Source organism: Shewanella sp. FDAARGOS_354, from assembly GCF_002209245.2.
Lineage (GTDB): Bacteria > Pseudomonadota > Gammaproteobacteria > Enterobacterales > Shewanellaceae > Shewanella > Shewanella xiamenensis.
Genome location: NZ_CP022089.2, coordinates 1,403,656 through 1,430,514, shown reverse-complemented (window position 1 = coordinate 1,430,514; position 26,859 = coordinate 1,403,656). Strand labels below are relative to the sequence as shown.

The window sequence follows — 26,859 nt, the reverse complement described above, 5'->3', positions numbered from 1 at the left end:
AACATTGACACAATAAATTCCTTTTTAATTCATATGTTAGAGCTGGATAATATAGAGTGAGTGAATGCTAAGTCAATCTTATTCATAAGGATTGAACGCATGGCGGTAAGCAATAGGTGAGTTTCATCTATTGCTGAGTGAATCCTAAAGGCCCGTAAAACAGAGAGTATCGAATAAGATCTTGATGGCGATCTAGCTAGCCATGCTACATAAACCAACATTGAGGCCCGCCTTCAGCATGTGATGTTCCCAGCATTTTACGAATTTCAGAGTGTAAATGTAATGAGAATTGTTATCAATTGTGTGTATTGATAATTATTTTCAATTAAAATGCATCTCTCAAACAACAATGATGGGGAATCATGATGCAAAAAACGCTGTTAGCTACACTCATTGCGAGTTTTTTATTCGCACCAAGCACCTACGCAAGTGAAGACAAGTCCGCGACTAATATTGAGGTCATTAGTATCAAGGGAAGTCGTTTAGATAAGGCCGCAACGGCAACAGGGTTACCTTTAACTCTGCGGGAAACGCCACAATCCGTTACCATTATCGATCAAGAGTTTATTCAAAGTTTCTCACTTAATAGTGTTGCGGACTTAATGTTTTTAACCCCTGGCATTTATGCTCAAAAAGCTGAGACCAACCGCTATTTCTTTAGCTCTCGCGGTAATCCCATTACTAATTTCCAGTTTGATGGTGTGCCCGTTAACTATTCGAGTTTCTTTAATGACGCCTCAACTGACACTATATTATTTGACCGCGTAGAAGTGGTCCGTGGAGCAACGGGACTCTTAACAGGAGCGGGCGAACCATCGGCGGCAATTAACCTTATCCGCAAACGTCCTAAAGCGACACCTGGCGGCTATGTCAGCGCAAAAGTCGGTTCATGGGATAGCTACCGCGTTGAAGGCGATGCCTCTGTTGATGTGACGGACAGTGGTGCTGTGCAGGCTCGTTTTGCCGCTGCCTATGAGAAATCAGATAGTTATATTGACCTTGCCAAAGATGAAAATCTCCAAGTTTATGGCGTGATCACGGCAAAACTCAGTGACAGTACCTTATTTACCCTAGGTGCTGATTACAGTGACCGTGATCCAAAAGGCTCAACTTGGGGTGGTCTTCCTCTATTTTATGCTGATGGCAGTTTGGCCAATGATCTACCTCGCTCGACCACAACCGCAGCCTCTTGGTCGAGTTGGCAACGTAATGGCGCGAATGTTTTTGCCACGCTTGAACATGATTTTGATAATAATTGGGACCTTAAATTTGACGTCGAACATCGTGAAGATGAGATGGACGGACACTTGCTTTATCTTTATGGCGCGCCGGATAAAACGACAGGGTTAGGAATGGGGGCATCGGCGATGATCTATCAATCGACCCGTAAACAAGATGCTGCGCGACTATTTGCTTCAGGGCCATTTGAGCTCTTTGGCCGCGAGCATAAATTGACTGCGGGTTTATTGTATTCTAAGCAAGACACAACCGCAGATTCCTATTACCCATTGAATAGCATAAGTATTGGTAACTTTTTCGAATGGGATGGCTCAGTTGCCGAACCTAATTATCCGTCGACGCCAATCTATCAAGAAGGTGAGGATATTCAAAAAGGGGCCTATCTCGCGACCCAAATTAATTTACATGATCAATGGATGTTGTTACTGGGTGGCCGCATTAGCCAATATAAGTTTGAATCAAACGCGGCGGCTGACTACAACAATAGCGATGTTTTTACGCCCTACGCGGGCCTTATATACAACCTGAACGATAGCATCTCGATTTACACCAGTTATACCGAAATTTTCCAGCCACAGGATGCAAAAGACGCGAACAATAAGCGCTTAGATCCCATGACCGGAAATAATATAGAACTGGGTGCGAAAGGGGATTTCTTCGATGAGAAACTGACCGCCAGTATTGCCGTATTTAAAGTGCAAAAGGAAAATGTGGCAGAACGTGACCCAAATTATCCCACACCTCTACCAGATGGTAGCTATCCAATGCGTGGAGTGGACGGAACCAGTAACCAAGGTTATGAAGTTGAGTTAAACGGTAGACCAGTAGAAGATTGGGATCTGTTTTTCAGCTATACCCATAGTACATCGGAAGATCAAGACGGGGCAGCCTTTAGCACTCATCTACCGAAGGATCTGATTCGTTTATCCTCGCTTTATCACTTTGATGGTGCACTCGCGGATTTAACCGTTGGCGGTAACTTAAGCTGGCAGAGTAAAATTTACAAAGATGACGCAGGTCCCAATGGCGAGCGTTCCGAGCAAGATAGCTATTATCTAGTCAATCTGATGACAAGCTATCAACTGACAGACGATGCTAAAGTTCAACTAAATATCAATAACTTATTTGATAAAAAATATTACTCCAGCATTGATTTTTACAACCAAGGTTTCTTCGGTGAACCACGGAATATTGAGTTAAACCTAAGCTATAACTTTTAAATAATCATTCCTGTAAGTTAGAGCTGTAAATGCCGTGTCTATTACGACACGGCATTCACATCACTAAGTGATAGGAGATTAGCGAAAGTAAAGCCTGACATTTGCTAGTAATAATCTGCTTTTGTCGTTTGCTTGACTCTTGCTGAGAGTCATTATCGCGGCTTAGCTCTGAAGGATCCCCTCATAAATCAGCCATAGCATAGCCATATTTGAGCAACTGATTGGCGAATAATACCCAGGCCGCCAGCAATTCTTTCTCCGTGATTTGATAATCAGGCCGCCTGAGTACCTCCAATCCCAAGCGAATCGTTGAGAGTACCGTTCGATGCCCAATGGTATTGGCCTGAAAATGCTTATCCCAGCCCTGTTGCTGTGCGTGTAAACCAACTAGCCACAACAGGCATTGAACCATCAACGCTATCAGTAGGATGATGTCGAATCGCTCTGGACTGTTGGTACGACTTTGGCGTAAGCCAAAGCCGTATGCCGGGCTTTTGAGGTCACGAAAGGTTTCCTCTATTTGCATACGTTTGGCGTACAGGTTTACCAGCTGCTTTGGGCTCCGAGATTCTGGTGGTAAATTGCTGGCTAACACCCAAGGCTCTTTCGCCGATGTTGAGTACGTTTTTGCCGATGGATGGTGGCAATTAGTCCTCGTTGAACGCTGATTTGTACGCCCCTTAGGTTTGCTACGATAAAGCGTGAGATGGCAATTGATAGGGTTAGTTTTGGTCAAGGTCTTACAACCCAGGCTCTTCGCTTGACCGTTGGCCAAGTCATGTGTACTGCGAACTGCACGCCAATTTTCAGCGCCAATATCTGCAAATTGAACTGTACCGCGAATACGGCTTAGCCAAAACCAACCATGCGCCTCAACCTCTTTGTACCAAGGCACTTTGAACCCCGCGTCAGTCACGATGAGAGGGGTAACATGCAAAGGTAAAATCTTGGCTAAGTCCGCTAAAAAACCGTTGTGGGAGGCCTTAGAGCATTGTTCTGATAGGGGATAGGACTTCTCATACAGGGTAATAGAGCGGCCGTTGAAGGCTATTGAGGCGCGCAGAGCCATGATGCGTTTATGCTCTCGGATGTCTGACCAATCGACGAGCACAATCGGCATAGGGTTACCAGAACAGATGAGGCTGGCATGCCATTGGTAGACAGCTAACCGTTCTTGATGCAGATGCGTGTTGCCGAGCAAACGATCAATGCGCTTGATGTTGTGCTTGGTTCGGGCCGTGGTTGGTAAATTTCGACCTAACTCAGTCAAGGTCAGTGTCTTACATTCAATCAGCGCCTTAGAGGCCAGCATCAAGCTGTTTAATCGTTTTAGGTGAAGTTCTGGGCAGTATTGGTGTAAAGAATGTAGTAGGATATTGGCTTCGCGCATCTTGTTGTCCAAGTGTAGTTTTTGGCGAAACCATTTGATCATGCAACAAGATGCGCTTCCACCCTAATTTGATGATTTATTTGTAAATCATCAGGGGATTCTTCAGGGCTTAGCTTGAATGCTCAATATCCAGCAGCTTTGCGCTTAGCCTTATCGCTCCAATCCATGGCTTCCTTGCCTTTTTACATATCACTTGTATGCCAATCAGCGATTAGTAACCGACGGCTTCGCTACCTGAATGACGGGGATCGGTGGCGCCAAATATCCCTTGGTCTGTCACCATAATGGATTGAGTGCTACCCATGGCCGATTGCACACTCACCTTATGGCCTTTGGCTTCGAGTAATGAAATGGTATCGCGGTTCAGGCTGGTCTCGACCCGCAGTTCATCGGGGAGCCATTGGTGATGTACCCGCGCAGCATTGCTGGCTTCGGCAATGTTTAAGCCGTGGTCAATTACGTTCATAATGATTTGCAGCGTGGTGGTAATGATGCGTGAACCGCCTGGGCTGCCCGTTACTAAGAAGGGTTTGCCGTCTTTCATCACTATGGTGGGGCTCATTGAACTTAATGGACGCTTGTTACCTTCTACCGCGTTGGCATCGCCACCGACTAAGCCATAACCGTTAGGGGTGCCTGGTTTTGCGGAAAAATCATCCATTTCGTTATTGAGTAAAATCCCCGTGCCTTTGGCGACTAAGCCCGAGCCGTAGCTGAAGTTTAAGGTATAAGTGTTGGACACCGCATTACCCCATTTATCGACCACCGAGAAGTGCGTGGTTTGGTCACTCTCATAGGGCGCTAGATTACCGGGTTTGATTTCTTCGCTTGGCGTTGTTTTGTTCAGGGCAATTTGGCTGGCAATTTTTTGGGCGTAGTCCTTATCCGTTAGTTGCTTGACGGGCACTTTATAAAAATCGGGATCGCCTAAGTATTCGCTGCGATCGGCGTAGGCATGCTTCATGATTTCAGCCATCACATGGATAGTTTGCGCCGTATTGTGACCGAATTTATCGATAGGGAATTGCTGCAACACATTAAGCATTTCAATAATATGCACACCACCTGAAGATGGCGGTGGCATCGAAACCACCTCATATCCTCGGTATTGACCACGAACGGGTTCACGCTCAACAGCTTTGTAGTGTTTTAGATCTTCTAAGGTCATGATACCGCCAGCTTCTTGCACGGCCTTAACCAGCTTTTCTGCGGTTTCACCTTCGTAGAACCCTTTGGTGCCTTTCTCGGCGATGAGTTGCAGGGAGTGGGCGAGTTCTGGCTGCTTTAAAATATCATCCACTTGGAAGTCGCTACCGTCGGCCTTATAGAAGATGGCTGCCGTGCTTGGCCATTGACTCATGCGGCGCTTTAAGCCTGCAAGGGATACAGCCAAATCTGGGCTAACGCTAATCCCTTCTTGTGCCATTTTGATGGCGGGCGCAGTGACCTGTGCCATGGTCATAGTGCCATATTTTTCAAGGGCTAAACTCATGCCCATTACGGTGCCAGGTACACCGACAGCAAGGCCATGTTCACGGCTTAATTTAGTCACCGCATCGCCATTCTCATCGAGGAAAATGTCTTTTTTCGCCTTTGATGGCGCCATTTCCCGATAATCGATAGCGATAGTTTTATTTTCTTTGGCCAGATGAACGAGCATAAAGCCACCGCCGCCAATATTGCCAGCACGGGGTAAGGTAACCGCTAAACTGAATGCCACCGCCACCGCAGCATCGACGGCATTACCGCCTTGTTTCAAGATTTCAACCCCTGTGCGACTGGCCAAGGTTTCTTGGCTGGCGACCATGCCATGTTTTGCCCATACGGGTTGTGCCGTGGCCATTTGGCTGAAAATCGAAGGCTCTTCAGCATGGAGAGTGGGCGAAGACAATAAAGGCAGTGCCATGGCGATGGCGAGAATTAGAGGTCTAAAAGGTACTGCGCGGTGCATATTCAATCCTGAATTTATTTTCATTATGACTATGCAATGTGCCGAGTATTAGGCTTAATTGCAACCTTGGATCTTGGCTTAGTGTGTTTAACGGATAAGAATTCAACTCATGAGACAACTGATTTTGGCCTTTGCCAGCGCGGTGCAGAGTATTGACGCCGATAATTGGGATAGCTTGATGGGGAGGGATAATCCCTTTGTCCGACATGCCTATTTACTGAGCTTAGAGGAGAGTTTGTCTGCCTGCGCCGCCACGGGGTGGCGTCCACATCATCTGTGTGTTTTCGACGCCACCGGCAGTGAATTTGCACAAGAATTAGCGCCTGATACTGTAATCATTAGTCCAAAAGATGCCGCAGATTTTATGACTTTACCGCTGCTAGCATTGATGCCGCTTTATCAAAAATCCCACTCCTATGGCGAATATGTGTTTGATTGGGCGTGGGCGCAGGCCTATGAGCGTCATGGCCTTGAATATTATCCTAAATTATTAAATGCCATACCGTTTACCCCAGTGCAAGGGCGGCGGATGGGGCTGTCGCCTACGCTTTTGGCAGAGGAGGCGCAGCAGCTAAGTCTTGCCGTATTGTCTTGTTTAAATGGGCAATTAGCGAATGCGGATACGCCTATGTCCTCTTGGCATAGTTTATTTGTCTCGTCTTCGCAGCAAGCACTATTTACTGAGGCATCGAATTACACCGCCCTTCGGCGTCTAAGCACTCAGTTTCATTGGCATAACCGTGGCTATAAAGATTTTGCAACCTTTTTAGCGGCGCTCACTTCCCGTAAGCGCAAAAATATCCTTAAGGAGCGCGCCCAATTACAGCCCTATGGTTTGCAATATGAGTTTGTTGCGGGAGCGGAGATTAGCAGTCAGCAATGGCAGCATTTTATTGAATGTTATCAACTAACCTACCTTAAACGATCCGGCCATCGCGGCTACTTAACCCCGACATTTTTTTACATGATCGCCGAGCGTTTGGCCGAACAGATTGTGCTGTTGGTGGTAAGTGATGCAAAAGGGCAGATGATTGCGGGCGCGCTGTATTTTACGGGCCGCAACGAGCAAGGGCAGACGTGCCTGTTTGGCCGTTACTGGGGCAGTATTGTCGAGCTTGAGGGATTGCACTTTGAGGCCTGTTATTATCAGGGCATCGAATATTGCATCGCCCATAACATTGGTCTATTTGATGCAGGCGCGCAGGGCGAACATAAAGTACTGCGAGGGTTCGAGCCTGTGGCGCTCTATTCCTACCACAATATTGCCCATCCTGAATTTAAGCGGGCGATTGCGCATTTTACCGATGAGGAAGCTGCGCAAATGGAAGTGTATATGCAGCAGATGCGTGAGGTATTGCCCTATAAAAAAGGCCAATAGCCACCATAAACGTAAAACATCGCGTCAACAAATCCGTTGGCGCGACGCGAATGATGCTATACAAAAAGTGATGTGCTAAGCACATATGACTCAAGACGGCATGTTTGATTAGCTCATCGCTAACCAGATCCCAACACCAATCATTAGGCTGCCGGCGATACGATTTAGCCAACGAATGTTATCGCCGCGACTTAAAAAGATCCGCAAACTTTTGCCACCACTAGCGTAGGCCAACATAGAAGTAAACTCTGTCACCATAATAATACTCAGTAGAGCAAGGAGTTGCGGCGCGACTTCGCGCTCGGCATTAATAAAGGGCGGCAGGAGCGACACCATAAACGCCCAACCCTTAGGGTTGGCAATGGCGGTAATAAAGCCCTGTGAAATTAAGGTAAAGTTACTGGCTCTTGGATTAGTGTCATCATCGCTGAGCATCGCCATCTTGCCTCGAGCACGCCACATCTGCACACCGATATAGCCTAAGTAAATGCCGCCCACCCATTTAAATATCTGAAAAACCTCAGGGTAGTTAAGCATAATGCTGGCCACGCCCATGACTGCCGCCGTAGCGACCAAGGCAACTCCCATAAGCTCGCCGAGCATCATCCACAGGGTGCGGCGCACACCAATGCTCATCCCGAGTGTCATGGCGAGTGTCATACACATACCCGGGGTGATAGAAACAAAAAAGAACGTCGGAATAAAAACAGCGAGTAAGGCAAAGTCTGGCATGGTCTAAGCGGTCTATATGAAATTAACTGGAACGCTAGTGTAATGAAAATGCTTAAGTTAGCCAACGTAGACAGGATGATGTTTCTTTTTCTATGGCTGAATGGGGTTACTTACCGCTAACTCTCTGTTTCGAATGAGGGAGGAGTAAGCCATCAGGATGATTACCAAGAGCTAAATAGCTGTTCCAAATAGTAGATCAAAGGAAGGGAACTCAGTCCTGTTTGAGCGATCTGATCTATCGCCAAACAAACCCACCACTCGCCGAGGACTGAGAATGGCCATCTTACCACCACTTTGTCGCGCAGAGCGCAAACAACTACAGAAATTGATCCATAAAACCAAGGATAAACACTTCGCTCGACGCCTTATCGCTATGCTGATGCTGCATCAAGGGCTGTCGATTACTGACGTTCATCATGCTACTGGTGCAGCACGCTCCAGTATTGGTCGTTGGTTAGGCTGGTATACCGAAAGCGGCGTTGATGGGCTTAAATCTCTGCCGCTGGGACGGCCGGCAAGCTTGCCCATAGACCCCATATTGCTCTGTCTATCTTTGCTTATTCAGCTATGCCCACAGGACTCTGGTTACCAACGTAGCCGCTGGAGCAGTGAACTGCTTGCCATGGTGATTAATGCACAGCTTAAGCTCAACATCGCTGCATCCACCGTCCGCCGATTACTACCTAAAGCAGGAATGGTCTGGCGCCGCTCGGCTCCGACATTGCGTATCAAAGACCCACACAAAGAGGAGAAAATGGCCGCGATAAATCAGGCACTTGAGCAGTGTTGCGTCGAGCATCCGGTTTTCTATGAAGATGAAGTAGACATCGACTTGAACCCAAAAATCGGGGCAGATTGGATGCCAAAAGGACAACAAAAACGCGTTGTCACCCCAGGCAACAACCGTAAGCATTACATAGCTGGAGCCCTGCATGCCAGCACCGGAAAAGTGCTTTATGTAAGCAGCGATAGCAAAGCGTCAGAGCTGTTTATTGCCATGTTGGAGAAGCTTAAGCGTCATTACCGCAAAGCCAAAACCATCACGCTCATCCTGGACAATTACATTATTCATAAGAGCCGTAAGACCGTAGCTTGGCTCAAGCATAATCCCAAATTCAGATTACTATTTCAGCCGGTATACTCGCCGTGGGTCAACAAGATAGAACGCTTATGGCTCGCACTGCATGAAACGGTAACCCGCAATCACGCTTGCAGGAACATACGGGAACTGCTTGGCATGGTATGGCATTTTATGGGAACCGTTTCCCCATTTCCTGGCAGTGGGCATGGCACGGCGAAAATGTAGCAGTATTCGGATCAGCTATTTAGTAGTCCAATTTACGAAAAGAACGGTTATGGCTTGTTTAAATAGGATTTCCTGTAAACAAGTCTCTTGTAATCGTATCGTTTAAAGATGAGCAGGCTATGCTCGCGTTTTTACATGTGATTAACCGTGAACCCAATTAGGCTGATATTGAAATAAGACTTTTAAAACAGTGCTTTTAAAATAATCAATTATGTTTAAATGAGCAATTGTGTAACTTCAGGTTCGCATTCGGTATCAATTAAATATACGCATTCTTGGCTAACAATATAATAACTGTATAACTGAGTGTAAATGTGTTTGCCTAGCTCACCATAACAATCAAGCCGGGTATTTTTTACCGACTTCCATATCGGCCATGGCAACCTAAAATATTCACTGCTTTTTGCGCTGATGTTTAGGTCTTCATCTAACGGAAAGGTAATATTACGATTACCAACATGACTCAAATAAGTCTGATAGCTTGATTCATCAACTACCTGTAATCCCGCAATGGTATCGAAATGGATTGTCATGGTCACAGAGTCTTGCTGCCAACTAAGTGTTAATGAAAGATTATCTAGTTGGCAATGAACTAGTGGATAGGGCTTTAGCGGAGTATTAAGTGGAAACCAAGGCTGATACATGGATTTTTCCTCATTTTTTGAATAGAAAGCAGCTGAATAGAAAGCAGCCTAAGCATTAAAGGTCATATTAAGTGTCATTGCAGTTTTATGGCCGCGAGATACGGTAAATTATGTTGATGTGATTTAGTGATTAATTTGCAGCATAACTTATTCAATTAAAAAATACCTTAAGAGATTATCTAATAATTTTTGAAACTAATATCAATAAAGCGTGACTTATCAAACTAAGAACTCAGGTTATGCTTGTTCACAATTCTATTTCTATAGTGAGTGAATACGATGATACAAGGATTTTCTACTGCTTATTTGTTTCAATTGTCTCTTATAACCAGTGCTATGTTATTAAGTCCGGCAAGCATGAGTGCGCAAGATGAGCCCATTAAAACGACTTCATTAGATAGCGCTACAACGTTTAGCTTGCAGAGTAATTTAACACCTAATGCCTCTATTCCGGCCGATTATTATTGGAATCAATTTGGTTGTTCGGGTGCCAATCTGGCTCCAAAGTTAACCTGGGAACACGCCCCAAAAGGTACTCAAAGTTTTGCGGTCACTTTTTATGATAAAGATGCCCCCACTGGTAGTGGTTTCTGGCATCGAGTAGTTTACAACATTCCATCACAAATCAATCAATTGGAAGGTGGGGTAAATGGAGGAACATTACCCGCTGAGGCGATTGAGGCCAATACGGATTTAGGTAAGCCAGGATTTTTTGGCCCTTGCCCACCTAAGGGACGTGAACACCGATATGTATGGACAGTGCATGCCTTGGATGTTGCGAAGTTACCGATTGACGCCAATGCTAGTCCCGCCTTAGTGGGTTTTTATCTATGGCAACATCGCCTAGCTGAAGCAAACTTGACTGTATTAGCGGGTTCAAAATAGGAGCAAGCTTATGAAATTTAATTCTTATCACCCCCTCATCGCTTCGCTCGTCATGTTAACAGGCCAAGCATTTATCTCACCTAACCTGATGGCTCAGCAAGCGGCAATACCACAGGCGCAACCTGAGGTTTATGCCACGCTTGATGGTGCTGTTGGCGGCATTAGTTTTACCTCAACCGATAGGCTTATCTTTAGTTATCACCCTTTTTATCAACCTAAAGTCAAGGTGGGTGAATTGTTGGCAGATGGCAAAGTAAACCCATTTCCTAATTCAGATTGGCAACAATGTCATGATCCTCAAGGAAAACCGAAAGATCCTAATACTTGTTTAAATTGGGTTTTAGGTTTGCGAACCGACGATCGGGACCGAGTATGGTTGCTCGATTCTGGCCAAGCTGAACCCAGAATTGAGCCTAAGTTGGTGGCATGGGATACCCGTAAAAATCAATTAGACCGGATTATTCCGTTGCCATTCCCTGTGTCTATTCCTGAATCGCAGCACAATGACTTTGTTATTTCAAACCGTCATCAAGCGATTGTGATTGCTGATGAAGGTATTGCAACGGGTCCTGTTGGTGATAAGGCTGCCTTAGTTGTCGTGGATTTAACCACGGGTAAGAGTCGGCGTGTATTACAGGGGGATACTAGCGTGATGCCTGATCTGAAGCGACCGCTGATTATTGATAGTACCAGTGCCAATCCAAAGCGTATTGACGTGTTTGTTGGCGCCGATGGTATTGCCTTAGACAATGCCCAACATTGGCTTTATTTTGCGCCGATGAATAAGGACAAAGTCTATCGTGTCGCGATGGCAGATCTACTTAACCCGGATCTCAGCCCGAAGGCGCTGTCCGCCAAGGTTGAAGAATACGCGGATAAGCCAAATAACGGCGGGTTAAGCATTGATTCAGTAGATAATCTTTATCTAACCGATGTGGGTGAGCGCGCTATCGGCATTATCCCTGCCACGGGTCGCCAATATCAAACCTATGTGCATGACGAGCGCATGGTGTGGCCTGATGGTGTGAGCTTTGGCAAAGAGGGCTACCTGTATACTGGCGCTGCCCAACTGCCGCTGTCCGCTGCATTAAACAATGGCAAAGCAGAAAATCGTCCACCTTATTATATCTTCCGCTTTAAGCCATTAGCTGCCGGCGTTCCGGGTAACTAACTGTTAAAACCAGGAGTAAATCACATGAATATTGTTGGATTAGACCACTTTACGATCCGTACCCCGATATTGGCTGAAACGGTTCAGTTTTATCAAGTCATCCTTGGCTTAACGCAAGGTTGGCGGCCACGGTTTGGTTTTCCTGGTCATTGGCTTTATGCGCAAGAGAAACCTATTTTGCATTTAGTGGAAGTTGGCAGTCGAGCGTTAGATGCTTATTTGGGCGAGAGCAGTGCACTGTTTGGTTCGGGTCGGGTTGATCACCTTTCTTTTCGGGGGACGAATTTGGCCCAAATGCAGCAGCATCTATGCCGACAACAATGCCCATTTAGGGAGCGAATTGTCCCAGAGATTGGAGAGCATCAATTATTTATTGAAGATCCCAATGGCATTACGGTGGAAATGATTTTTCCCTATGCAAGAGATAACGCCATCGTGGGTGTCGCGATGGAAAGACTGGCAATTTTGCCTGAGGGATCAGCCTAAATGTCGCAAGGCGATCTCGCACGATAGCACAATTGATAACCGTGGGCGTGTTGCCTCATCTAGCTTGTTTTCCCTTGGAGCGATAGCAATGAACTTAATCGATGATCTTCAACAAAAACAATTATGTAATGACCAACATGCCCATCATCACACAATGCCAATTCGTTTAGGTGTAACGGATTTAAGCTTTCATCGGGTAACGGCGGCAGTTGTTGCCCAAGTAATGCGACGGATGGGCAAACAAGTTGAGCTAAGTTATGCCCTGCATGAGGCCAATTTTAATCGGCTCAAGCTTGGGCAGATAGATTTGCTTTGCTCGGCTTGGTTACCTCACAGTCATGGCGTGTATCGGCAGGAGGTTGAGACTCAAGCCGCAACGCGTGAATTAGGGCTACATTATGAGCCTTACGCACTTTGGGGTATACCAGATTATGTGCCTGAAGATGCGGTTTCACGTATTGAAGACTTGCTTAAACCTGAGGTAAAACAACGGATGCGGCCGATTATTCAAGGTATTGGTGAGGGGGCTGGTATCACCCGTTTTTCTAAAAATATCATGGCGCAATATGGATTAACTGCGGCAGGTTATCAGTTTAGAACGGGTACTCAGGCCGATTGTGTGGCGGCATTTGAATCGGCAGTGTCAGTACGGGACTGGGTCATTGTGCCATTGTGGCATCCGCAATTTTTACACCATCAATATGGTATTCGTGATCTTCAGGACTCAAAAGGGTTACTCGGGGGAAAAGATAAAGCGGTTTTGCTGGCCCGTGAACGCGAGTTAGTGATTAATTTCTCGCCGGCGCAAATTCAAGTACTTGATAGCATAGTGTTATCGAATCAAATTGTTGCAGAACTCGATTATGCGGTTAATCGACAAGGAATGACGGAAGATGAGGCCGCTGCGAACTGGCTGGAAGCCAATCCTTCGCATTTGACGACGTGGTTAGCTCCGCTGCTTAATCCTACTAATACCTCTTCTTCGGAGATGACATTATGATGAACACTCCCGAATCGCGGTTAGTGGCTGCTGGGCTTGAATTACCTGAAGTTGCAGCGGCGCTTGGAAATTACGAACCTTATTCAATTGTTGGTAGCCAATTAATGACTTCGGGTCAGTTTCCCTATTTACAGGGAAAGCTTAAGTATCAAGGACAATTGGGCGCAGATCATACTGTTGGTGAAGGTTACGCGGCCTGTCGTCTTGCTACCCTAAATGCCATAGCGCAATTGAAACAGGCTTGTGGTGAGCTGTCGCGAATAAAACAAATTTACCGCTTAGAAGGGGTGCTAAATGTTCATCAATCTTGCTTTGAACATCCTAAAGCACTCGATGGCGCTTCGGATTTATTGCTCGAGATTTTCGGCGAAGCTGGGCGCCACAGCCGAATGATTTGGACTAACCCCGTCATGCCGTTAAACAGTTTATGTTTGGTCTATTTATTTGCCGAGTTACATGAGGATTCTCAACTCGCGCAGCAGACGGCATAAACCTAACCCATGTTTGCGGTTAAAAAGCTTAGCGATAAAAATGCCGCTCGCAGTAAAGCGAGCGGCATCATTCAATCTATCTCACTCACTGTTGTTACAGTACGCCGCGGCGCATTTGATCGCGCTCAATCGATTGGAACAGGGCAGTAAAGTTACCTTCACCAAAACCTAAGTTGTTCTTACGTTGAATGATTTCGATAAAGATTGGGCCGAACAGGTTCTTAGTGAAGATCTGCAATAAATAGCCTGATTCGTCACCGTCCACCAGAATTTGGTGATGCTTGATACGTTCACGGTTTTCGGTCACTTGCGGGACTTTATCGAAAATGGTGTCGTAATATTCGGGAATAATATCTAAGCATTGAATCGAGCTACCTTCCATTGCATCCAGAGATTTAACGATATCGCGGCTTCTAAAGGCTAAGTGTTGTACACCTGGACCATTGTATTCCTTCAGGTATTCATCGATTTGGTTCTTATCGTTGCCTTTACCTTCGTTAATCGGAATACAGAAACTGCCATCGGGTGAACGCAGGGCGTAGGACACCAGTGCGGTTTGTACGCCGCTGATGTCGAAGTAACGTACTTCAGTAAACCCAAAGATGTTTTTGTAGAAGTTCGCCCAATGCTCCATGGTGCCTTTATAGACGTTATTGGTTAAGTGATCGACTTCGATAAAGCCTTTCTCTTGGGTGATGACTTGCTCGCTTAAGTCTTCAAAGTCAGTGGCATAGATATTGTTGTCGGCACCGAAGGTGTCGATAAAATAAATTAAGCTATCGCCAATACCATAAATTGCAGGATAGGGCAGATCCTTGGCCGAATCGGCTACGGCTTTGGCGCCGCGCTCTACCGCCACACGGTGAGCAAAGCTTGCATCTTCCACACGCCAGCCCATAGAGCAAATTGCAGGACCGTGGGATTTGGCAAATTCTGCCGAAAACCCTTCGCGCTCGTTGTTAAGCAGGAAGTTAATATCATTTTGTTTGTAGTACAAAATGTCTTTATTCTTGGCTTTTTTCAGCAGTGAAAAACCAAAGTCGATAAACACTTTGTGCATAAAATCGCTGTCGGGGCTGGCGAATTCGGTAAATTCGATACCGAGTAGGCCCAATGGATTAAGTTCGCTTGCCATGATCTGTTCCTCTTGATTAATTCAACACGCAGTCACTCTTTTTGCCTTGTTTGCGGTGGTGACTTACGGCTAGTTGCTTAGTTAATAAACCTTTCACTAGTTCTGCCGAGCAGATTTAGTTTTCTAGCCAGGAGCGGTTGTAGTCTTTACTCATGCAATTTTGCACATGTTCGGTTAATTTCAGTGGGGCGAAGGTGTCCACCATCACTGCATATTCATAGGTTTCTTTTTTGCCAATAGAGGCTTCGGTGCGGCCGGGCTGCGGGCCGTGCGCTACGCCTTTTTGGTGTAGAGTAATGTAGCCAGCTTCAATCCCGGTGCGGCTCATAAAGTCGCCATCGACGTAGTACAGTACTTCGTCACTATCGATGTTGTTGTGGTAGTAAGGCGCGGGGATGGCACGCTCATGGAAGTCATAGGGGCGCGGCACAAAGTTACATACCACAAAGTTGTGGGCGGTAAACACTAAGTGATCTGACGGCGGCAAGTGAATTTTGCCAACTTTAGGCGCGTATTCGGTGATGTTAAATGCCCAGGGGTAAACACAACCGTCCCAACCTACAAGGTCAAAGGGATGCCATTCTAGCGTTGTAAGCTGGTACTTATCGCCAAATTTACACACCAGCGGGAAGGCGCCGCGTTCAACTACGGCAGCTTGCAATACTGGCGTGCGTAGATCGCGCTCACAGTAGGGCGCTGATTCAAGTAACTGGCCGTATTCATTACGGAAATGCTTAGGCACTTCCACCATTGAAAAGGCTTCAATCACGAATAAACGTACATTGTTGTAATCGTTAAATTTGAGCTGATGCGTAGTGCCGCGTGGGATCACTAAGTAGTCCCATTTTTTAATCTCTAGGGTGCCATATTCACTGTAGAGCGTGCCTTCACCTTCGTGTACAAACACTACTTCATCGGCGTAGGCATTACGGTAAAACTCCGGCGTGTCTTGGGTGACTTTTGCGGTGTAAAGTGCCACATCATTGTTATAAAAGATTTTGTTGCGGGCGCTAAAGAAGTTGCCTTCACGATCGGCTGTGCGCGAATCCAGTTTATAGTTTTGGACTAATGAATCTTCCCATTGGGCACCGTGACCGAGGTGGTAGGGCGCGACTTCCAATGCCTTCGTCGGCATATTGTGGTGATATTTATTCGAGTAAATATTGGAAAAACCATGGGTTGAAAACAGCTCCTCACGGTATAGCTCGCCGTTTTCCTTCTCAAATGCGATATGGCGCTTATGGGGTACTTGGCCTTGTTTCACATAAAATGGCATGGTGGATCCTTGAGTTTTATGCGCTGTGAGCTGTGCCTACAGCGCTTATTGTTATGTTGCAAGTTGCATTACTGTGATCTTCTTATCAATTTAGTTGCTTAGATGAACAAAAAAAAGAATAATAAATCTGTCATCTCAATCTAAAAAATAGATGGTATTAACTACTTTACGCTTCGTAGCGATTGCGTGACATTTTTATTCGGCTAAGGAGTCCCCATGCGCATCGATATTGATGCTTTTAATGTGCTGCAAGTGCTGGTGGAAGAGGGTAGTTTTGCTAAGGCTGCCGAGCGTTTGCATAAGGCGCAATCGGCGGTGAGCTATCAGGTTAAAAAGCTAGAGGAACATTTAGGTGTGCAGCTTTTTAGCCGTGACCAATACCGAGCAGAGTTGACAAGTGAAGGGCGGGTGATCTTGGCTGAAGGTCAAAGATTGCTGCAACACCTTGCCAATATTGAACATCTAGCCAGTCGTTTTAGTGAAGGTTGGGAACCAAAACTGGAGTTAGTGATCGATGGCGCCTTGCCGATGGAGCCGATTATGACAGCGCTTAAACGAATGGCTGAGCATCAAATTCCAACGAAAATTCAGCTCAACATGGAGTTTCTCGGCGGTGTGCAGCATAGATTCGAACGTGATAATGCGGATCTGATGTTGGTTAAAGACTACCGCACCGGCCCCTATTATCACCCACAGCCGCTGCCAGCGATTACTAGCGTGCTGGTGACGAGTGCTTCACATCCGCTGGCACTATTAAAAAAAATCAGTCTGCCTGAGTTACAGCAGCACGTTGAGTTGACTATCGAAGATTCCTCTCCCAATAAAACCTATCGAGATGAGCTGCAATTCGGCGGCGATAAAGTGTTTTATCTTTCTGGTTTTATTATGAAAAAGAATGCGTTATTAAAAGGACTCGGCTTTGGCTGGCTGCCAGACTTTTTAGTGCAAGAGGAACTTTTGAGCGGTGAGTTGGTGGAGGTCGACTTTGTCGGTGGCAGTCGTTATACCTTTATCCCCCAATTAGTGTCGACCCTTGAGCGGCCCTTGGGGCGTGCGGGTAAGCTATTTACTGAGTTGATTTTAGAGGAATTTGCAAAAGCAGAGCAGTTTAACGGCGTTGGATTAGGATAAACCTCATATTACGAAATGATTTGAAACAACGAGAACAATAAAAATAATCGCCTTTTGACATTTTATGTCATAAAGTAACTCACAGAAGTGGGCGATGTGGATGTAGTACGCCCAGTCAATAAGGACCGACAGAATAAAGGGGAATCGTATGTCTAGACGTTGTCATGAAGTGGATTATGAAATCATCGGCCACAGTATGCAGTTGGTTGAGGTAGAACTTGACCCAAACGAAACCGTAATAGCTGAAGCGGGGGCAATGAATTATCTGGAGCAGGACATTAGCTTCGAGGCTAAGATGGGCGATGGCTCCGAGCCAGAGTCAGGCTTTTTTGGCAAATTAATGGGAGCGGGTAAGCGGGCGTTGACCGGGGAGAGCATCTTTATGACGCACTTTACGAACCTCGGACATCAAAAACGCAAAGTCGCCTTTGCTGCGCCTTATCCTGGTACGATTTTGGCGATAGATCTTGCCCAATATGGTGGCGAGCTGATTTGCCAGAAAGACAGTTTTCTCGCTGCGGCCCTCGGAACTCGCGTTAGCATGAAGTTTAACCGCCGTTTAGGTACAGGCTTTTTTGGTGGTGAAGGTTTTATTCTGCAGAGCTTACAAGGCGATGGCATGGCGTTTATCCATGCGGGTGGCACGCTGATTAAAAAGGAACTAAAAGGTGAGACCTTAAGGGTCGATACCGGTTGTCTCGTCGGTTTTTCCCCAGGCATTGACTATGATATTGAGCGCGCAGGCTCATTAAAATCGATGTTTTTTGGTGGCGAGGGGTTATTTTTAGCGACCTTAAAGGGCCATGGCACGGTATGGTTGCAGAGTCTGCCGTTCTCGCGTATGGCCGATCGCATTATTGCTCACGCCCCTTCTGCTGGCGGTAGCGACCGCGGTGAAGGTTCAGTCCTCGGCGGTCTTGGTCGTATGATTGATGGCCGTTAAGTTATCGGTCAAATCGACATAAACTGCACACTCGAGTAATCGCGCTTTCTATTGGTCTGGCATCCCAAACTAGCTTATGGGATGCCTTTTTATTGTCGTTTTTGGTTTGATTAAGCGGGTTTTATTTGTGTTTAAGACCTTGCTGAATGCGCTTTTCAACCTGTCTCGATATCAAATACATCATTAAATAACCTGTGCCTAAGGCCAAAATCACCGCCACAACATTTTCTGTATACAATCGATAAGCGTAGAAAGTGCCAATCAGTACGACGATACCACTAAGGCGTATGAGTAGGCTTTGGGTAAAATAGCCATGGGCTTTGAGATTGGCTAACTGATAGCCATTAAGCATCATAAAGATAAAGAACATGGAGAAATGCATTAATACCGGAGCGGCTTTAAGGTATTGCTCAGGAAATAACCAAGCCACCAATGGTTTACTTGCGAATAACATCATCACGAAAAATATTCCGCTGACCCATAACGAAACCTTTGTCAGCCATGATTTGATTTGCTGAACCTCTTCAAAGCGTTTTTCTCGCACGCACACTGCGACTTCGGGTAGTACAAAACGGTAAATGGGGAAGACAAAAAGTAGGGTGAGGTATGTGATCATCGGCCGCACTACCACTTGGAAATCCCCTAGCTCATCTATGCTGAAATAGGCAATCGTCAGCAGTACTGTGATGTAAATCATCAAGATACTGGCACCCGCTTCCATCGAGGCTGTTAGGCTTTTCTTCATAAAACTGCGCAACCCCGGATCAAAATGCACAACAGTTAAGGGCGGAGTGGCAATATCCTTGCGCCGTTTGAAGTACATATAGAAGGCAACGATGAGTGATGACAGAGTCATGCTATAAAAGAGAGATGCAATGGCGGTTTGTTTTAAGCCATAGAAACATAATAAAAAGCTAGCCACTTGCGCGAGTGGCTCTAACCAAGTGACTCGATTGGAGATGGCATATAGCCGGTACATGGCAATTTGATTGGTAAAATAGACCTTGAGCCCCATACTTAAAATAATGCCAACCAATTGAAAATATTCAACATTAAGCTGGAGTTTGTGTTTGATATAAGGTAACACAACGCCCCACGCGAGTAGCACCATTGCGATTAAGCTGTAGCGGAATATATTAGTGATATCCACATCTTGTTTGGTTTGTGAGTAGGTTACCACCATAGAGGAGCGAAACCCTGTCATCAGGATCAGCGATAATGAAATGATATCGATAACAGTGTGATAGAGTGCAAGATCGGCTTTGGCTACCCATTGTGCTAGCCAAAGTTTAAATAGAAAACCTACGACAATACTGGCCAGAGATGCCCAGAATCCCGCAACAATCGCTTGCTTAACCCGTTGAAGTGAAGTTTGTTCCATGTTCAAAAATCCAGCGTCAGTTTGCGATCATTATTAGGATGGGATGCATGCAATTCGGCTTATGCTTCAAGCGCATCATCCCTTTAGATTGGCGACATAACGGCTTTTTTGATGCTTGTTTTATTGAGTCGAAGCAGTGTTGTACGCGAAGGTTTTAAGATGTCTGACGTCGATACAGCTTCAGTTATTGCGTACCGCAGTAGCCGTTTATCTTATGTTTATGCGCAGCTTCATCATTGCAGAGTCTAACATCCTACCGATTTACGACCAAACAGCAGAGCGTAAAGATATGATAAATATCAGCATGTTGCTTAGATGTAACACTTGTTGTTAATGTGCCAATATCGATGTAGTCATCGAAATCAAATTAAGGTGAGATAAAAGCATTGGCTAAAATGTTGGCACTCTCAAAAATAGTTGAGCGTGCCAACGAATGATCTGCACTAATCAGTAATGATATTGACGATATCGAGGATCTTGCGACTCTTTTCATCCAATTTAATAATTGCACCCTCGACTTGGATACTGATCCTTCCCTCTCTATCTAAGGGCACAACAATACGTCCGCGGTCATAAATATCGTAATCTAAGATATCACCACGGTGCAGTTTTTTCTGCCATCCTGGAGGGAGAGGCTGACCCTTATCTACTTTCTTCTGTAGGCCGGGAGGTAAGCCAGTATCTCTCTTGTCATGTTCAGGTTTCGCCAAAGTGACCGACGGGGCTAGCAGACTGAGCACGACCCCACCCATTAGTGTTGCAGTTAATTTATTCATACTTATTACCTTGGGTATTGCATTGTTAGGGTCAATCTAGCTTAGCTTAAATGAACATTGACTGAATATGCGCCATTAATGCTTGAGCATCAGTACGGCTTGCCATTGCTCTGCGGTAACAGGTTGAATACTCAGCCTTGAACCTTTAGACACTAAGTACATATCAGCTAACTGCGGCAAGCTTTTAATTAAGCTGAGAGGAATGATTTCTTTGAATTGTTCCACAAAGCGAATATCGACCCTTAGCCATCTTGGGTTGCTAGGATCTGACTTAGGATCAAAATACTTTGATTCTGGATCAAAGGCCGTACTATCCGGGTAGGCGCTCGTGACGACTTCGGCAATGCCGACAATACCGGGTACTTTGCAGCTTGAATGATAGAAGAAGACCTGATCGCCTATTTGCATGGCATCGCGCATAAAGTTACGTGCTTGGTAGTTACGGATCCCAAACCAAGCTTCGGTTTGATTAGGCCTTGCTTTAAGATCTTCGATACTAAATTCGTCGGGTTCCGATTTCATAAGCCAGTAATTCATTTTGTGTCCTTTTACTGAAATAACAGTCTTATCGCGTTAATTCCTTGAGTTTATCTTAGTTTTTACTGACCACCCAGTTAACTGTATTGATGGCTGCGTGTTTTGAACCGTTAAGTCAGTGTTCAGTTAACACCGCTTACCCTGTCATCACTATAGAGTCTGGTAAGACTGATGCTGCAATTGCTGCAATTGCAGCAATGCAATATCACAACTCAATACAAGCAAAGTTGACGAGTTTAGGTTAAACCCAAGCGAGTTTTTCAATCCCTGACTTATAACAAAAGTAATGTTGAAATCAGTGAGGTGTGCTATGGAAGCTTCAACAATGATGACAGACTGTGGTTTATACACTAAATATCTTAAGGATTTCACCGCAGGTGATGCGAGTTTACACCGTGATCGCATGTTGGAATTTATTAGCGATTTAACCGCTCAGGGCTGGTTACTTGCTAATTTTACTTGGGATTATTGGTATAATAACAGTTACTTGGTGGATAAGCCTGCTTATATCCGTGATGCCAGTGTGGCCCAATGCCGCCTATTATTGACCGCAATGACACGTTTAGAGGTTTTTAGCCCAGGGGTGTTAGAGAATATGCGCCGCCAAGGAGTACTACTGGCGATTATGGAGCGTCTGCAGTGTCTAGAGGCATCAACATCCAATAACCAGGATGTATTTATGAGCCGTTAATCGGGCTTTAGGGAAAGGGGATGACCTTACTCTTTAGTCTAATACTGGATTTTTTTACTTGTGACATGTTCCGTGGATTGGTTAGTTTGGACCACGCTAACCATAATAAAAAGCACGGAGGCCTTAATGTCTGCTTCAAAGACTCAAGCAATAAATCAATCCACTAGTCCACTAAAATATAGTGAGTTTCGGGGAGCTAACGCCCCAAAACTTGTTGAAAAAACCATAGGACAATACCTTAACGATATCGCTAACAGCTATCCCGAACAGTTAGCCGTTGTCGTTAACCATCAAAATATTCGCTGGAATTACCGTCAATATCTTGCACAAATCGACGCGCTTGCAACAGGTTTACTCAAATTAGGCATAGGTCCAGGGGACCGCGTCGGTATTTGGTCACCCAATAATATTGAGTGGTGTTTAACCCAATTTGCTACTGCCAAAATTGGCGCCATCATGGTGTGTATTAACCCCGCTTACCGCCCTGAAGAATTACAATATGCCTTGACTAATGTGGGTTGTCGCGCGGTGATCTGCGCTGATAAATTCAAGTCCAGTAACTACTTGCAGATGCTCTACGAGCTTGCACCTGAACTTAAGCAGTGCGCTGCGGGTCAATTGCAGGCTAAGGCATTACCAGAGTTGCAATTTGTGATCCGCATGGGAGCTGAAAAGTCTCCCGGCATGTTGAACTTCGATGACTTATTAGTCGAGGTGAGCGAAGATGATAAAGCAATGCTTGCGCGTATTGCCAATGAACTCAGCCCCTATGATGCGATTAATATCCAATTTACCTCTGGTACAACGGGTAGCCCAAAGGGGGCGACCTTATCGCACCATAACATCTTGAATAACGGTTATTTAGTGGCCGAGGCAATGAGGTTTACCTGTGATGATAAGCTCTGTATCCCCGTACCTTTATACCATTGTTTTGGTATGGTGCTAGGTAATCTCGTTTGCTTGGCTAAGGGCGCAGCAGCCATATTTCCGGGGGATTCTTTCGATCCTCTCACTACCTTAGAAGTGATTGAGCGTGAGCGCTGCACCGCACTGCACGGTGTTCCCACCATGTTTATTGCCGAGTTAGAACATCCTGAATTTAAACGTTTTGATCTCAGTTCGTTGCGTACGGGCGTGATGGCGGGGGCGACTTGTCCTGAAGAAGTTATGCGCCGTGTACAACAGCTAATGTATATGCAGGAAGTGTTAATTGGGTATGGCCAAACCGAGTGCAGTCCGTTAAATCACATTACCGAAATCGATTCTCCTGTGGAGAAGCGTGTTCTCACCGTCGGCCGTGCGTTGCCCCATACCGAAGTGAAAATTGTCGATGAATTTGGCGAAGTGCTGCCGATTAATCAGCCCGGTGAAGTCTGTAGCCGAGGGTATTGCATCATGCAGTGCTACTGGAATGATCCTGAAAAAACCGCGGCTACGATTGACCGCGAAGGTTGGTTACATTCTGGCGATATTGGCCAAATGGATGAGCAAGGTTACGTGCAAATTGTGGGGCGGATTAAGGATATGATTATTCGCGGGGGCGAGAATATCTATCCCCGAGAAATTGAAGAAAAACTCTATACCCACAAAGATGTGCAGGATGCCGCGGTGTTTGGCGTCCACAGTGATAAATATGGTGAGGAAGTCTGTGCGTGGATTAAAGTCCGCTCAGGGGCGTCGATTACTGAGGAGGATATTCGTCATTTCCTTACCGAAAAGTTCGCCTATTTTAAAGTGCCACGTTATATCAAATTTGTGGACCAATACCCGATGACCGTTACGGGTAAAATCCAAAAATTTAAAATGCGCGAGCTGATGTATCAAGAGCTGTACGAAGATATTAATGCCTAAAAGGCATAAACTTTCAAACCGACCCAAGCCCGAACGCTTGGGTTTATTTTTATATGGCCATCTGTGCTTAAGGAAAACATTGTCGCATGACCATCAGGTTTTCCTTCAGTCTTCCCCTTGTCGTAAAGATGTCGTTTTTGGCGGCGATAGTTCTGCCTACTCCGAGCATTGCTGTCTTAGCGTGGTTCTACAAGGCTAAACAGATAACAAATATTCGCTGTACCTATAGGTATGGCTGATTATACTGAATAGAGTTAAACCGATGAGCTATTTGTTTTTTTAGCGATTAATAGATGAGTCTTTGATGGAGGCATTATGATCCGCTGGTGCCCACTGATGTTTAGTTGCCTATTAACCGTGGCAAATACGACATTTGCAGACACGCTGAAGCTAACGTCATTACTTTGGCCGCCGTATTCCGGCTATCAACTCCAGCACCAAGGCGCGAGTGTTGCGGTGGCTAAGGCGGCGTTTGAGCAAATGGAACAACAACTTATCGTGGATTTTTACCCTTGGAGCCGCGCGATTAAATTAGCCGTTATGCCGGGCTCTGACTACATTGGCTATTTTCCAGAATATTATTTTGAAACCGATAAGTTTATTTTTTCTAAACCGATTGGTATTGGCCCATTAGGTATTGTTGAGCAAAAATCCCGTCCCATTAGTTGGCATCATTTAGCCGATTTGAATCGTTATACTTTAGGTATTGTGCAGGATTATGTGAATACCGACTCGTTGGATGTAATGATTGCTTCAGGGAGTCAACCTGTCGAAGCGGCAACATCCGATGAGCAAAATATCAAAAAGGTGGCGGCTGGTCGTATTGACGGCGCTGTGATTGATATTAATGTGCTGCATTATCTACTTAAACAACCCCACCTTCAGCCGCTCGCAGATAAGTTACAGGTCAATCGACAACTTATTGCCAATAAACAACTTTATGTCGCGTTTCGTAATACAGAAGAGGGACGGCGTTGGCGGGATATTTTTGATCAAGGTTTAGCGAAGCTCGATATTGATAGCATTATGGGCGATTTGTTATTTCAGCCAGAAGCCTTAAGTCAGTAATGCTATTTTGCACCTAACCAAAGCTGTGAGATGACATGTTTTGTCATCATTTTGTCTAACACTGCGAGTAATCAGTTGTGGGCGGCATTTCGTTATCACTGCTCAGCATGTTTGTGTGTGCCAGTGAGTATTTTGTCAGGTGATCGCGATGGGTTAATCAAGATCCAAACCAGCAGGGCATTGGTACAATATTTTAAGGTCGACTTAGTTGTGTTGGCCTATGATGGTCATGACATCACCATAGATGCGCCAGCTAAACTGGCGCATTATCTCTTTGAAATCATCAGCTCACCGGAGCAGGATGCGGGTGAGCAGTTTGCTGATAGCGCTGATTTACTCAATGAATAAAGGGATTATTACGAAGCAGAATTAGTGCAATCGCTGCCGAACTATGCATCAGCACTACCCACCAATGCTGAGTAGTGCTGAGTAGTGCTGAGTGATATGCCTTACGCCTTGGCGATCATGGTTATTACGCTTTCGCTACTGTGGTTATTACGCTTTCGCTACTGTGGTTATTACGCTTTCGCTACTATGGTTTGCCCAATCGGCGTTAGGCTTAACAGCGCCAGCTTAAGATGTTGGATCCCGAAAGGGATACCGATAATCGTCACAAAGCAAGCAAGAGCATGGGCCAAATGACCTATGGCCAACCAAATCCCAAACAGTAAGAACCAAATGATATTGCCCACCATGCCAAAGGCGCCTGTTCCTAAATCTTCACGGCCAGTTAAATGACGGCGATTCATTTGTTCTTGTCCAAAGGGCCAGAAGGTCAATTCACCAATCACAAAGCAGGCGCGACCAAAGGGAATACCGATAATACTGATAAAACACAGAATCCCCGCAAGCCACCAGGCTAGGCCCATCACAAATCCACCAAGGACAAACCAAGCAATATTGAAAATTAACCGTAGTAATGACATTGAAAACTCCTTATCGAATCCAAAATCTGTGCGACAGAAACAACATCCACACTCGAAATTATTAATTGATGCTTAAATGTCATAAGCGAGAATTATGCCAAAATATTTTTCATTAATAATCAATGGCATATTATAGTTTATACCTCTACGGATTGTGAGTTAAGCTAATATTTCGTGAATTTCCTTAATTCTTAGGAAGAATTTAGCCAAGCCCGCGTTACACTAAACACCTTATCTCCCCTTGAGTAAATAAATGCTAGTTAATAGTCCCGTCGAATCATTTTCTTTTGCAGGCAGAGAGATCTTTCTTAAAAGAGATGATTTATTACATCCTGCTTTTAGTGGTAATAAGGCGCGTAAGTTTGCCTACTTTCTAGACCATGATTTTGCTGGTGTGACTAAGGTGATTGGTCATGGCTCCGCGCAGGCTAATTCACTGTATTCGCTGTCGGCGCTCGCCAAACTGAAAGGCTGGCAGTGTGATTTTTATGTGGACCATATTGCTAGCCACGTACTGACTTTACCGACAGGGAACTATGCCGCAGCTATCGCCAATGGTACACAGGTTATTGATTTATCAAGCCTGATAGCAGCTAATCCTTTTCTTCTGCGTGAGTTTAAGTGGACTTGCCATGACTATATTGAGCATCAAGTTTTGGCTGCTGAGCCTGACACTTTGTTTATTCCGGAAGGCGGGCGCTGCCAGTATGCGGAGTATGGTGTCAGTCTGTTAGCCGTTGAAATTGAAACGTGGGCAATGCAACAGGGACTGACTGAACTGAAAGTGTTTTTACCCGCGGGAACGGGAACCACGGCATTATTTTTAAACCAATATTTTGTGCGTAAGCAAAGTCACATTCGAGTGCTTACCTGCGCAGTGGTGGGCGGCGATGAGTATTTAGCGCAGCAGTTTTATGAGTTAAATCCTAACGCTGCTGAGCATCCACAGATTTTGAATGTGGGGAAGAAATACCACTTTGGTAAACTCTATCCTGAGTTTTATGCCATGTGGCAGCGGATTTGCGCCTCAGGTATTCAATTTGAATTACTCTACGATCCCTTAGGTTTTATGGTGTTAGAAAAATATTTACCGCAGTGGGGCGCAAGCCCTGTGATGTATATCCATCAAGGTGGTTTGCTTGGAAATGAAACCATGTTGCCACGTTATTTGCGTAAATTTGGTAAAAGTCGTACGACCCTATAGAGCAGATGATTTACTTAGTGGCGCTAAGACATAATATGTTTGAAGCG

25 protein-coding genes are annotated in these 26,859 nt (G+C 45.4%); 15 read left to right on the top strand and 10 right to left on the bottom strand.

Annotation, left to right across the window (positions count from 1 at the left end; all coding sequences use genetic code 11):
* Positions 1-365: 365 nt before the first annotated feature.
* Positions 366-2,459 (top strand): TonB-dependent siderophore receptor, encoded by a 2,094-nt coding sequence (locus CEQ32_RS06485; RefSeq protein ID WP_088585726.1) that lies wholly within the window; start codon positions 366-368, stop codon positions 2,457-2,459.
* A 181-nt stretch (positions 2,460-2,640) separates the two neighbouring features.
* On the opposite strand, the gene CEQ32_RS06480 is transcribed toward CEQ32_RS06485, so the two are convergent.
* Together CEQ32_RS06480 and ggt are read right to left on the bottom strand one after the other, a co-directional pair.
* Complete coding sequence (locus tag CEQ32_RS06480; protein ID WP_088585542.1) at positions 2,641-3,849, bottom strand: IS4-like element IS10A family transposase; 1,209 nt, start codon at positions 3,847-3,849, stop codon at positions 2,641-2,643.
* A gap of 211 nt (positions 3,850-4,060) precedes the next feature.
* Positions 4,061-5,800: a gamma-glutamyltransferase gene (gene ggt / locus CEQ32_RS06475; RefSeq protein WP_037425373.1), complete on the bottom strand. Its 1,740-nt coding sequence runs from the start codon at positions 5,798-5,800 to the stop codon at positions 4,061-4,063.
* Positions 5,801-5,909: 109 nt separating this feature from the next.
* On the opposite strand from ggt, the gene CEQ32_RS06470 reads away from it, so the two are divergent.
* Complete coding sequence (locus CEQ32_RS06470) at positions 5,910-7,178, top strand: GNAT family N-acetyltransferase (RefSeq protein WP_037425369.1); 1,269 nt, start codon at positions 5,910-5,912, stop codon at positions 7,176-7,178.
* Between the two features lie 108 nt (positions 7,179-7,286).
* Here the strand turns inward: CEQ32_RS06470 and CEQ32_RS06465 are convergent, their stop codons facing one another.
* Positions 7,287-7,910, bottom strand: coding sequence for a LysE family translocator (locus CEQ32_RS06465; protein WP_037425366.1), 624 nt, complete (start codon positions 7,908-7,910; stop codon positions 7,287-7,289).
* A 274-nt stretch (positions 7,911-8,184) separates the two neighbouring features.
* Here CEQ32_RS06465 and CEQ32_RS06460 point away from each other — a divergent pair, with 274 nt between their 5' ends.
* Positions 8,185-9,216 (top strand): IS630 family transposase, encoded by a 1,032-nt coding sequence (locus CEQ32_RS06460; RefSeq protein ID WP_037425363.1) that lies wholly within the window; start codon positions 8,185-8,187, stop codon positions 9,214-9,216.
* A 215-nt stretch (positions 9,217-9,431) separates the two neighbouring features.
* On the opposite strand, the gene CEQ32_RS06455 is transcribed toward CEQ32_RS06460, so the two are convergent.
* Positions 9,432-9,860, bottom strand: coding sequence for a hypothetical protein (locus CEQ32_RS06455; protein ID WP_037425360.1), 429 nt, complete (start codon positions 9,858-9,860; stop codon positions 9,432-9,434).
* A gap of 336 nt (positions 9,861-10,196) precedes the next feature.
* Here CEQ32_RS06455 and CEQ32_RS06450 point away from each other — a divergent pair, with 336 nt between their 5' ends.
* From CEQ32_RS06450 to CEQ32_RS06430, 5 genes are all read left to right on the top strand, one after another.
* Positions 10,197-10,745: a YbhB/YbcL family Raf kinase inhibitor-like protein gene (locus CEQ32_RS06450; RefSeq protein ID WP_037425395.1), complete on the top strand. Its 549-nt coding sequence runs from the start codon at positions 10,197-10,199 to the stop codon at positions 10,743-10,745.
* 10 nt (positions 10,746-10,755) lie between these two features.
* Positions 10,756-11,916 (top strand): L-dopachrome tautomerase-related protein, encoded by a 1,161-nt coding sequence (locus tag CEQ32_RS06445; protein WP_050991290.1) that lies wholly within the window; start codon positions 10,756-10,758, stop codon positions 11,914-11,916.
* A 24-nt stretch (positions 11,917-11,940) separates the two neighbouring features.
* Positions 11,941-12,402, top strand: coding sequence for a VOC family protein (locus CEQ32_RS06440; protein WP_037417625.1), 462 nt, complete (start codon positions 11,941-11,943; stop codon positions 12,400-12,402).
* Between the two features lie 88 nt (positions 12,403-12,490).
* On the top strand, positions 12,491-13,402 hold the full coding sequence (locus CEQ32_RS06435; RefSeq protein WP_088585725.1) for a glycine betaine ABC transporter substrate-binding protein: 912 nt from the start codon (positions 12,491-12,493) through the stop codon (positions 13,400-13,402).
* Positions 13,399-13,893, top strand: coding sequence for an Atu1372/SO_1960 family protein (locus CEQ32_RS06430; protein ID WP_037425353.1), 495 nt, complete (start codon positions 13,399-13,401; stop codon positions 13,891-13,893). The genes CEQ32_RS06435 and CEQ32_RS06430 overlap by 4 nt, the downstream gene beginning before the upstream one ends.
* 94 nt (positions 13,894-13,987) lie before the next feature.
* Here the strand turns inward: CEQ32_RS06430 and hppD are convergent, their stop codons facing one another.
* The gene (gene hppD, locus CEQ32_RS06425) at positions 13,988-15,028 is read right to left on the bottom strand and encodes a 4-hydroxyphenylpyruvate dioxygenase (protein WP_088585724.1); all 1,041 of its coding nucleotides are present in this window, start codon (positions 15,026-15,028) and stop codon (positions 13,988-13,990) included.
* Positions 15,029-15,143: 115 nt separating this feature from the next.
* Positions 15,144-16,304, bottom strand: a complete 1,161-nt coding sequence (locus CEQ32_RS06420) for a homogentisate 1,2-dioxygenase (RefSeq protein ID WP_037425347.1) — start codon at positions 16,302-16,304, stop codon at positions 15,144-15,146.
* 216 nt (positions 16,305-16,520) lie between these two features.
* Between CEQ32_RS06420 and CEQ32_RS06415 the strand changes: the two genes are divergently transcribed.
* Together CEQ32_RS06415 and CEQ32_RS06410 are read left to right on the top strand one after the other, a co-directional pair.
* On the top strand, positions 16,521-17,435 hold the full coding sequence (locus tag CEQ32_RS06415) for a LysR family transcriptional regulator (RefSeq protein WP_069454782.1): 915 nt from the start codon (positions 16,521-16,523) through the stop codon (positions 17,433-17,435).
* A 148-nt stretch (positions 17,436-17,583) separates the two neighbouring features.
* Positions 17,584-18,378: a TIGR00266 family protein gene (locus tag CEQ32_RS06410; RefSeq protein WP_088585723.1), complete on the top strand. Its 795-nt coding sequence runs from the start codon at positions 17,584-17,586 to the stop codon at positions 18,376-18,378.
* A gap of 121 nt (positions 18,379-18,499) precedes the next feature.
* Here CEQ32_RS06410 and CEQ32_RS06405 read toward each other — a convergent pair whose 3' ends face one another.
* From CEQ32_RS06405 to CEQ32_RS06395, 3 genes are all read right to left on the bottom strand, one after another.
* Positions 18,500-19,759: a lipopolysaccharide biosynthesis protein gene (locus tag CEQ32_RS06405; RefSeq protein WP_088585722.1), complete on the bottom strand. Its 1,260-nt coding sequence runs from the start codon at positions 19,757-19,759 to the stop codon at positions 18,500-18,502.
* A gap of 443 nt (positions 19,760-20,202) precedes the next feature.
* A complete protein-coding gene (locus CEQ32_RS06400) occupies positions 20,203-20,535 on the bottom strand; it encodes a hypothetical protein (RefSeq protein WP_037425338.1) in 333 nt (110 codons plus the stop codon).
* A gap of 75 nt (positions 20,536-20,610) precedes the next feature.
* Positions 20,611-21,072: an EVE domain-containing protein gene (locus tag CEQ32_RS06395; protein ID WP_055647551.1), complete on the bottom strand. Its 462-nt coding sequence runs from the start codon at positions 21,070-21,072 to the stop codon at positions 20,611-20,613.
* Between the two features lie 310 nt (positions 21,073-21,382).
* Between CEQ32_RS06395 and CEQ32_RS06390 the strand changes: the two genes are divergently transcribed.
* From CEQ32_RS06390 to CEQ32_RS06375, 4 genes are all read left to right on the top strand, one after another.
* On the top strand, positions 21,383-21,763 hold the full coding sequence (locus CEQ32_RS06390) for a DUF6508 domain-containing protein (RefSeq protein ID WP_055647550.1): 381 nt from the start codon (positions 21,383-21,385) through the stop codon (positions 21,761-21,763).
* A gap of 126 nt (positions 21,764-21,889) precedes the next feature.
* Positions 21,890-23,614 carry an AMP-binding protein gene (locus CEQ32_RS06385; protein WP_055647549.1) on the top strand — a complete coding sequence of 575 codons (1,725 nt, stop codon included), beginning with the start codon at positions 21,890-21,892 and terminating at the stop codon, positions 23,612-23,614.
* A 315-nt stretch (positions 23,615-23,929) separates the two neighbouring features.
* Positions 23,930-24,682, top strand: a complete 753-nt coding sequence (locus CEQ32_RS06380; protein ID WP_037417661.1) for a substrate-binding periplasmic protein — start codon at positions 23,930-23,932, stop codon at positions 24,680-24,682.
* A gap of 117 nt (positions 24,683-24,799) precedes the next feature.
* Positions 24,800-25,030, top strand: coding sequence for an alpha/beta fold hydrolase (locus CEQ32_RS06375; RefSeq protein WP_226871884.1), 231 nt, complete (start codon positions 24,800-24,802; stop codon positions 25,028-25,030).
* A gap of 170 nt (positions 25,031-25,200) precedes the next feature.
* Here CEQ32_RS06375 and CEQ32_RS06370 read toward each other — a convergent pair whose 3' ends face one another.
* Positions 25,201-25,608 carry a YccF domain-containing protein gene (locus tag CEQ32_RS06370; protein WP_011072069.1) on the bottom strand — a complete coding sequence of 136 codons (408 nt, stop codon included), beginning with the start codon at positions 25,606-25,608 and terminating at the stop codon, positions 25,201-25,203.
* Between the two features lie 253 nt (positions 25,609-25,861).
* Here CEQ32_RS06370 and CEQ32_RS06365 point away from each other — a divergent pair, with 253 nt between their 5' ends.
* Positions 25,862-26,812 (top strand): pyridoxal-phosphate dependent enzyme, encoded by a 951-nt coding sequence (locus tag CEQ32_RS06365; protein WP_088585721.1) that lies wholly within the window; start codon positions 25,862-25,864, stop codon positions 26,810-26,812.
* Positions 26,813-26,859: the final 47 nt, after the last annotated feature.

Excerpts from the sequence above, each read along its gene's own strand:
- CEQ32_RS06380 (WP_037417661.1), top strand. The coding sequence starts at position 23,930 with ATGATCCGCTGGTGCCCACTGATGTTTAGTTGCCTATTAACCGTGGCA.
- CEQ32_RS06395 (WP_055647551.1), bottom strand. The coding sequence starts at position 21,072 with ATGAATTACTGGCTTATGAAATCGGAACCCGACGAATTTAGTATCGAA.
- CEQ32_RS06455 (WP_037425360.1), bottom strand. The coding sequence starts at position 9,860 with ATGTATCAGCCTTGGTTTCCACTTAATACTCCGCTAAAGCCCTATCCA.
- CEQ32_RS06430 (WP_037425353.1), top strand. The coding sequence starts at position 13,399 with ATGATGAACACTCCCGAATCGCGGTTAGTGGCTGCTGGGCTTGAATTA.
- CEQ32_RS06460 (WP_037425363.1), top strand. The coding sequence starts at position 8,185 with ATGGCCATCTTACCACCACTTTGTCGCGCAGAGCGCAAACAACTACAG.
- CEQ32_RS06435 (WP_088585725.1), top strand. The coding sequence starts at position 12,491 with ATGAACTTAATCGATGATCTTCAACAAAAACAATTATGTAATGACCAA.
- CEQ32_RS06470 (WP_037425369.1), top strand. The coding sequence starts at position 5,910 with ATGAGACAACTGATTTTGGCCTTTGCCAGCGCGGTGCAGAGTATTGAC.
- CEQ32_RS06485 (WP_088585726.1), top strand. The coding sequence starts at position 366 with ATGCAAAAAACGCTGTTAGCTACACTCATTGCGAGTTTTTTATTCGCA.
- CEQ32_RS06390 (WP_055647550.1), top strand. The coding sequence starts at position 21,383 with ATGGAAGCTTCAACAATGATGACAGACTGTGGTTTATACACTAAATAT.
- CEQ32_RS06385 (WP_055647549.1), top strand. The coding sequence starts at position 21,890 with ATGTCTGCTTCAAAGACTCAAGCAATAAATCAATCCACTAGTCCACTA.
- CEQ32_RS06400 (WP_037425338.1), bottom strand. The coding sequence starts at position 20,535 with ATGAATAAATTAACTGCAACACTAATGGGTGGGGTCGTGCTCAGTCTG.
- CEQ32_RS06450 (WP_037425395.1), top strand. The coding sequence starts at position 10,197 with ATGTTATTAAGTCCGGCAAGCATGAGTGCGCAAGATGAGCCCATTAAA.
- CEQ32_RS06480 (WP_088585542.1), bottom strand. The coding sequence starts at position 3,849 with ATGCGCGAAGCCAATATCCTACTACATTCTTTACACCAATACTGCCCA.
- CEQ32_RS06420 (WP_037425347.1), bottom strand. The coding sequence starts at position 16,304 with ATGCCATTTTATGTGAAACAAGGCCAAGTACCCCATAAGCGCCATATC.
- hppD (WP_088585724.1), bottom strand. The coding sequence starts at position 15,028 with ATGGCAAGCGAACTTAATCCATTGGGCCTACTCGGTATCGAATTTACC.
- CEQ32_RS06365 (WP_088585721.1), top strand. The coding sequence starts at position 25,862 with ATGCTAGTTAATAGTCCCGTCGAATCATTTTCTTTTGCAGGCAGAGAG.
- CEQ32_RS06405 (WP_088585722.1), bottom strand. The coding sequence starts at position 19,759 with ATGGAACAAACTTCACTTCAACGGGTTAAGCAAGCGATTGTTGCGGGA.
- CEQ32_RS06465 (WP_037425366.1), bottom strand. The coding sequence starts at position 7,910 with ATGCCAGACTTTGCCTTACTCGCTGTTTTTATTCCGACGTTCTTTTTT.
- ggt (WP_037425373.1), bottom strand. The coding sequence starts at position 5,800 with ATGCACCGCGCAGTACCTTTTAGACCTCTAATTCTCGCCATCGCCATG.
- CEQ32_RS06370 (WP_011072069.1), bottom strand. The coding sequence starts at position 25,608 with ATGTCATTACTACGGTTAATTTTCAATATTGCTTGGTTTGTCCTTGGT.
- CEQ32_RS06440 (WP_037417625.1), top strand. The coding sequence starts at position 11,941 with ATGAATATTGTTGGATTAGACCACTTTACGATCCGTACCCCGATATTG.
- CEQ32_RS06415 (WP_069454782.1), top strand. The coding sequence starts at position 16,521 with ATGCGCATCGATATTGATGCTTTTAATGTGCTGCAAGTGCTGGTGGAA.
- CEQ32_RS06445 (WP_050991290.1), top strand. The coding sequence starts at position 10,756 with ATGAAATTTAATTCTTATCACCCCCTCATCGCTTCGCTCGTCATGTTA.
- CEQ32_RS06410 (WP_088585723.1), top strand. The coding sequence starts at position 17,584 with ATGTCTAGACGTTGTCATGAAGTGGATTATGAAATCATCGGCCACAGT.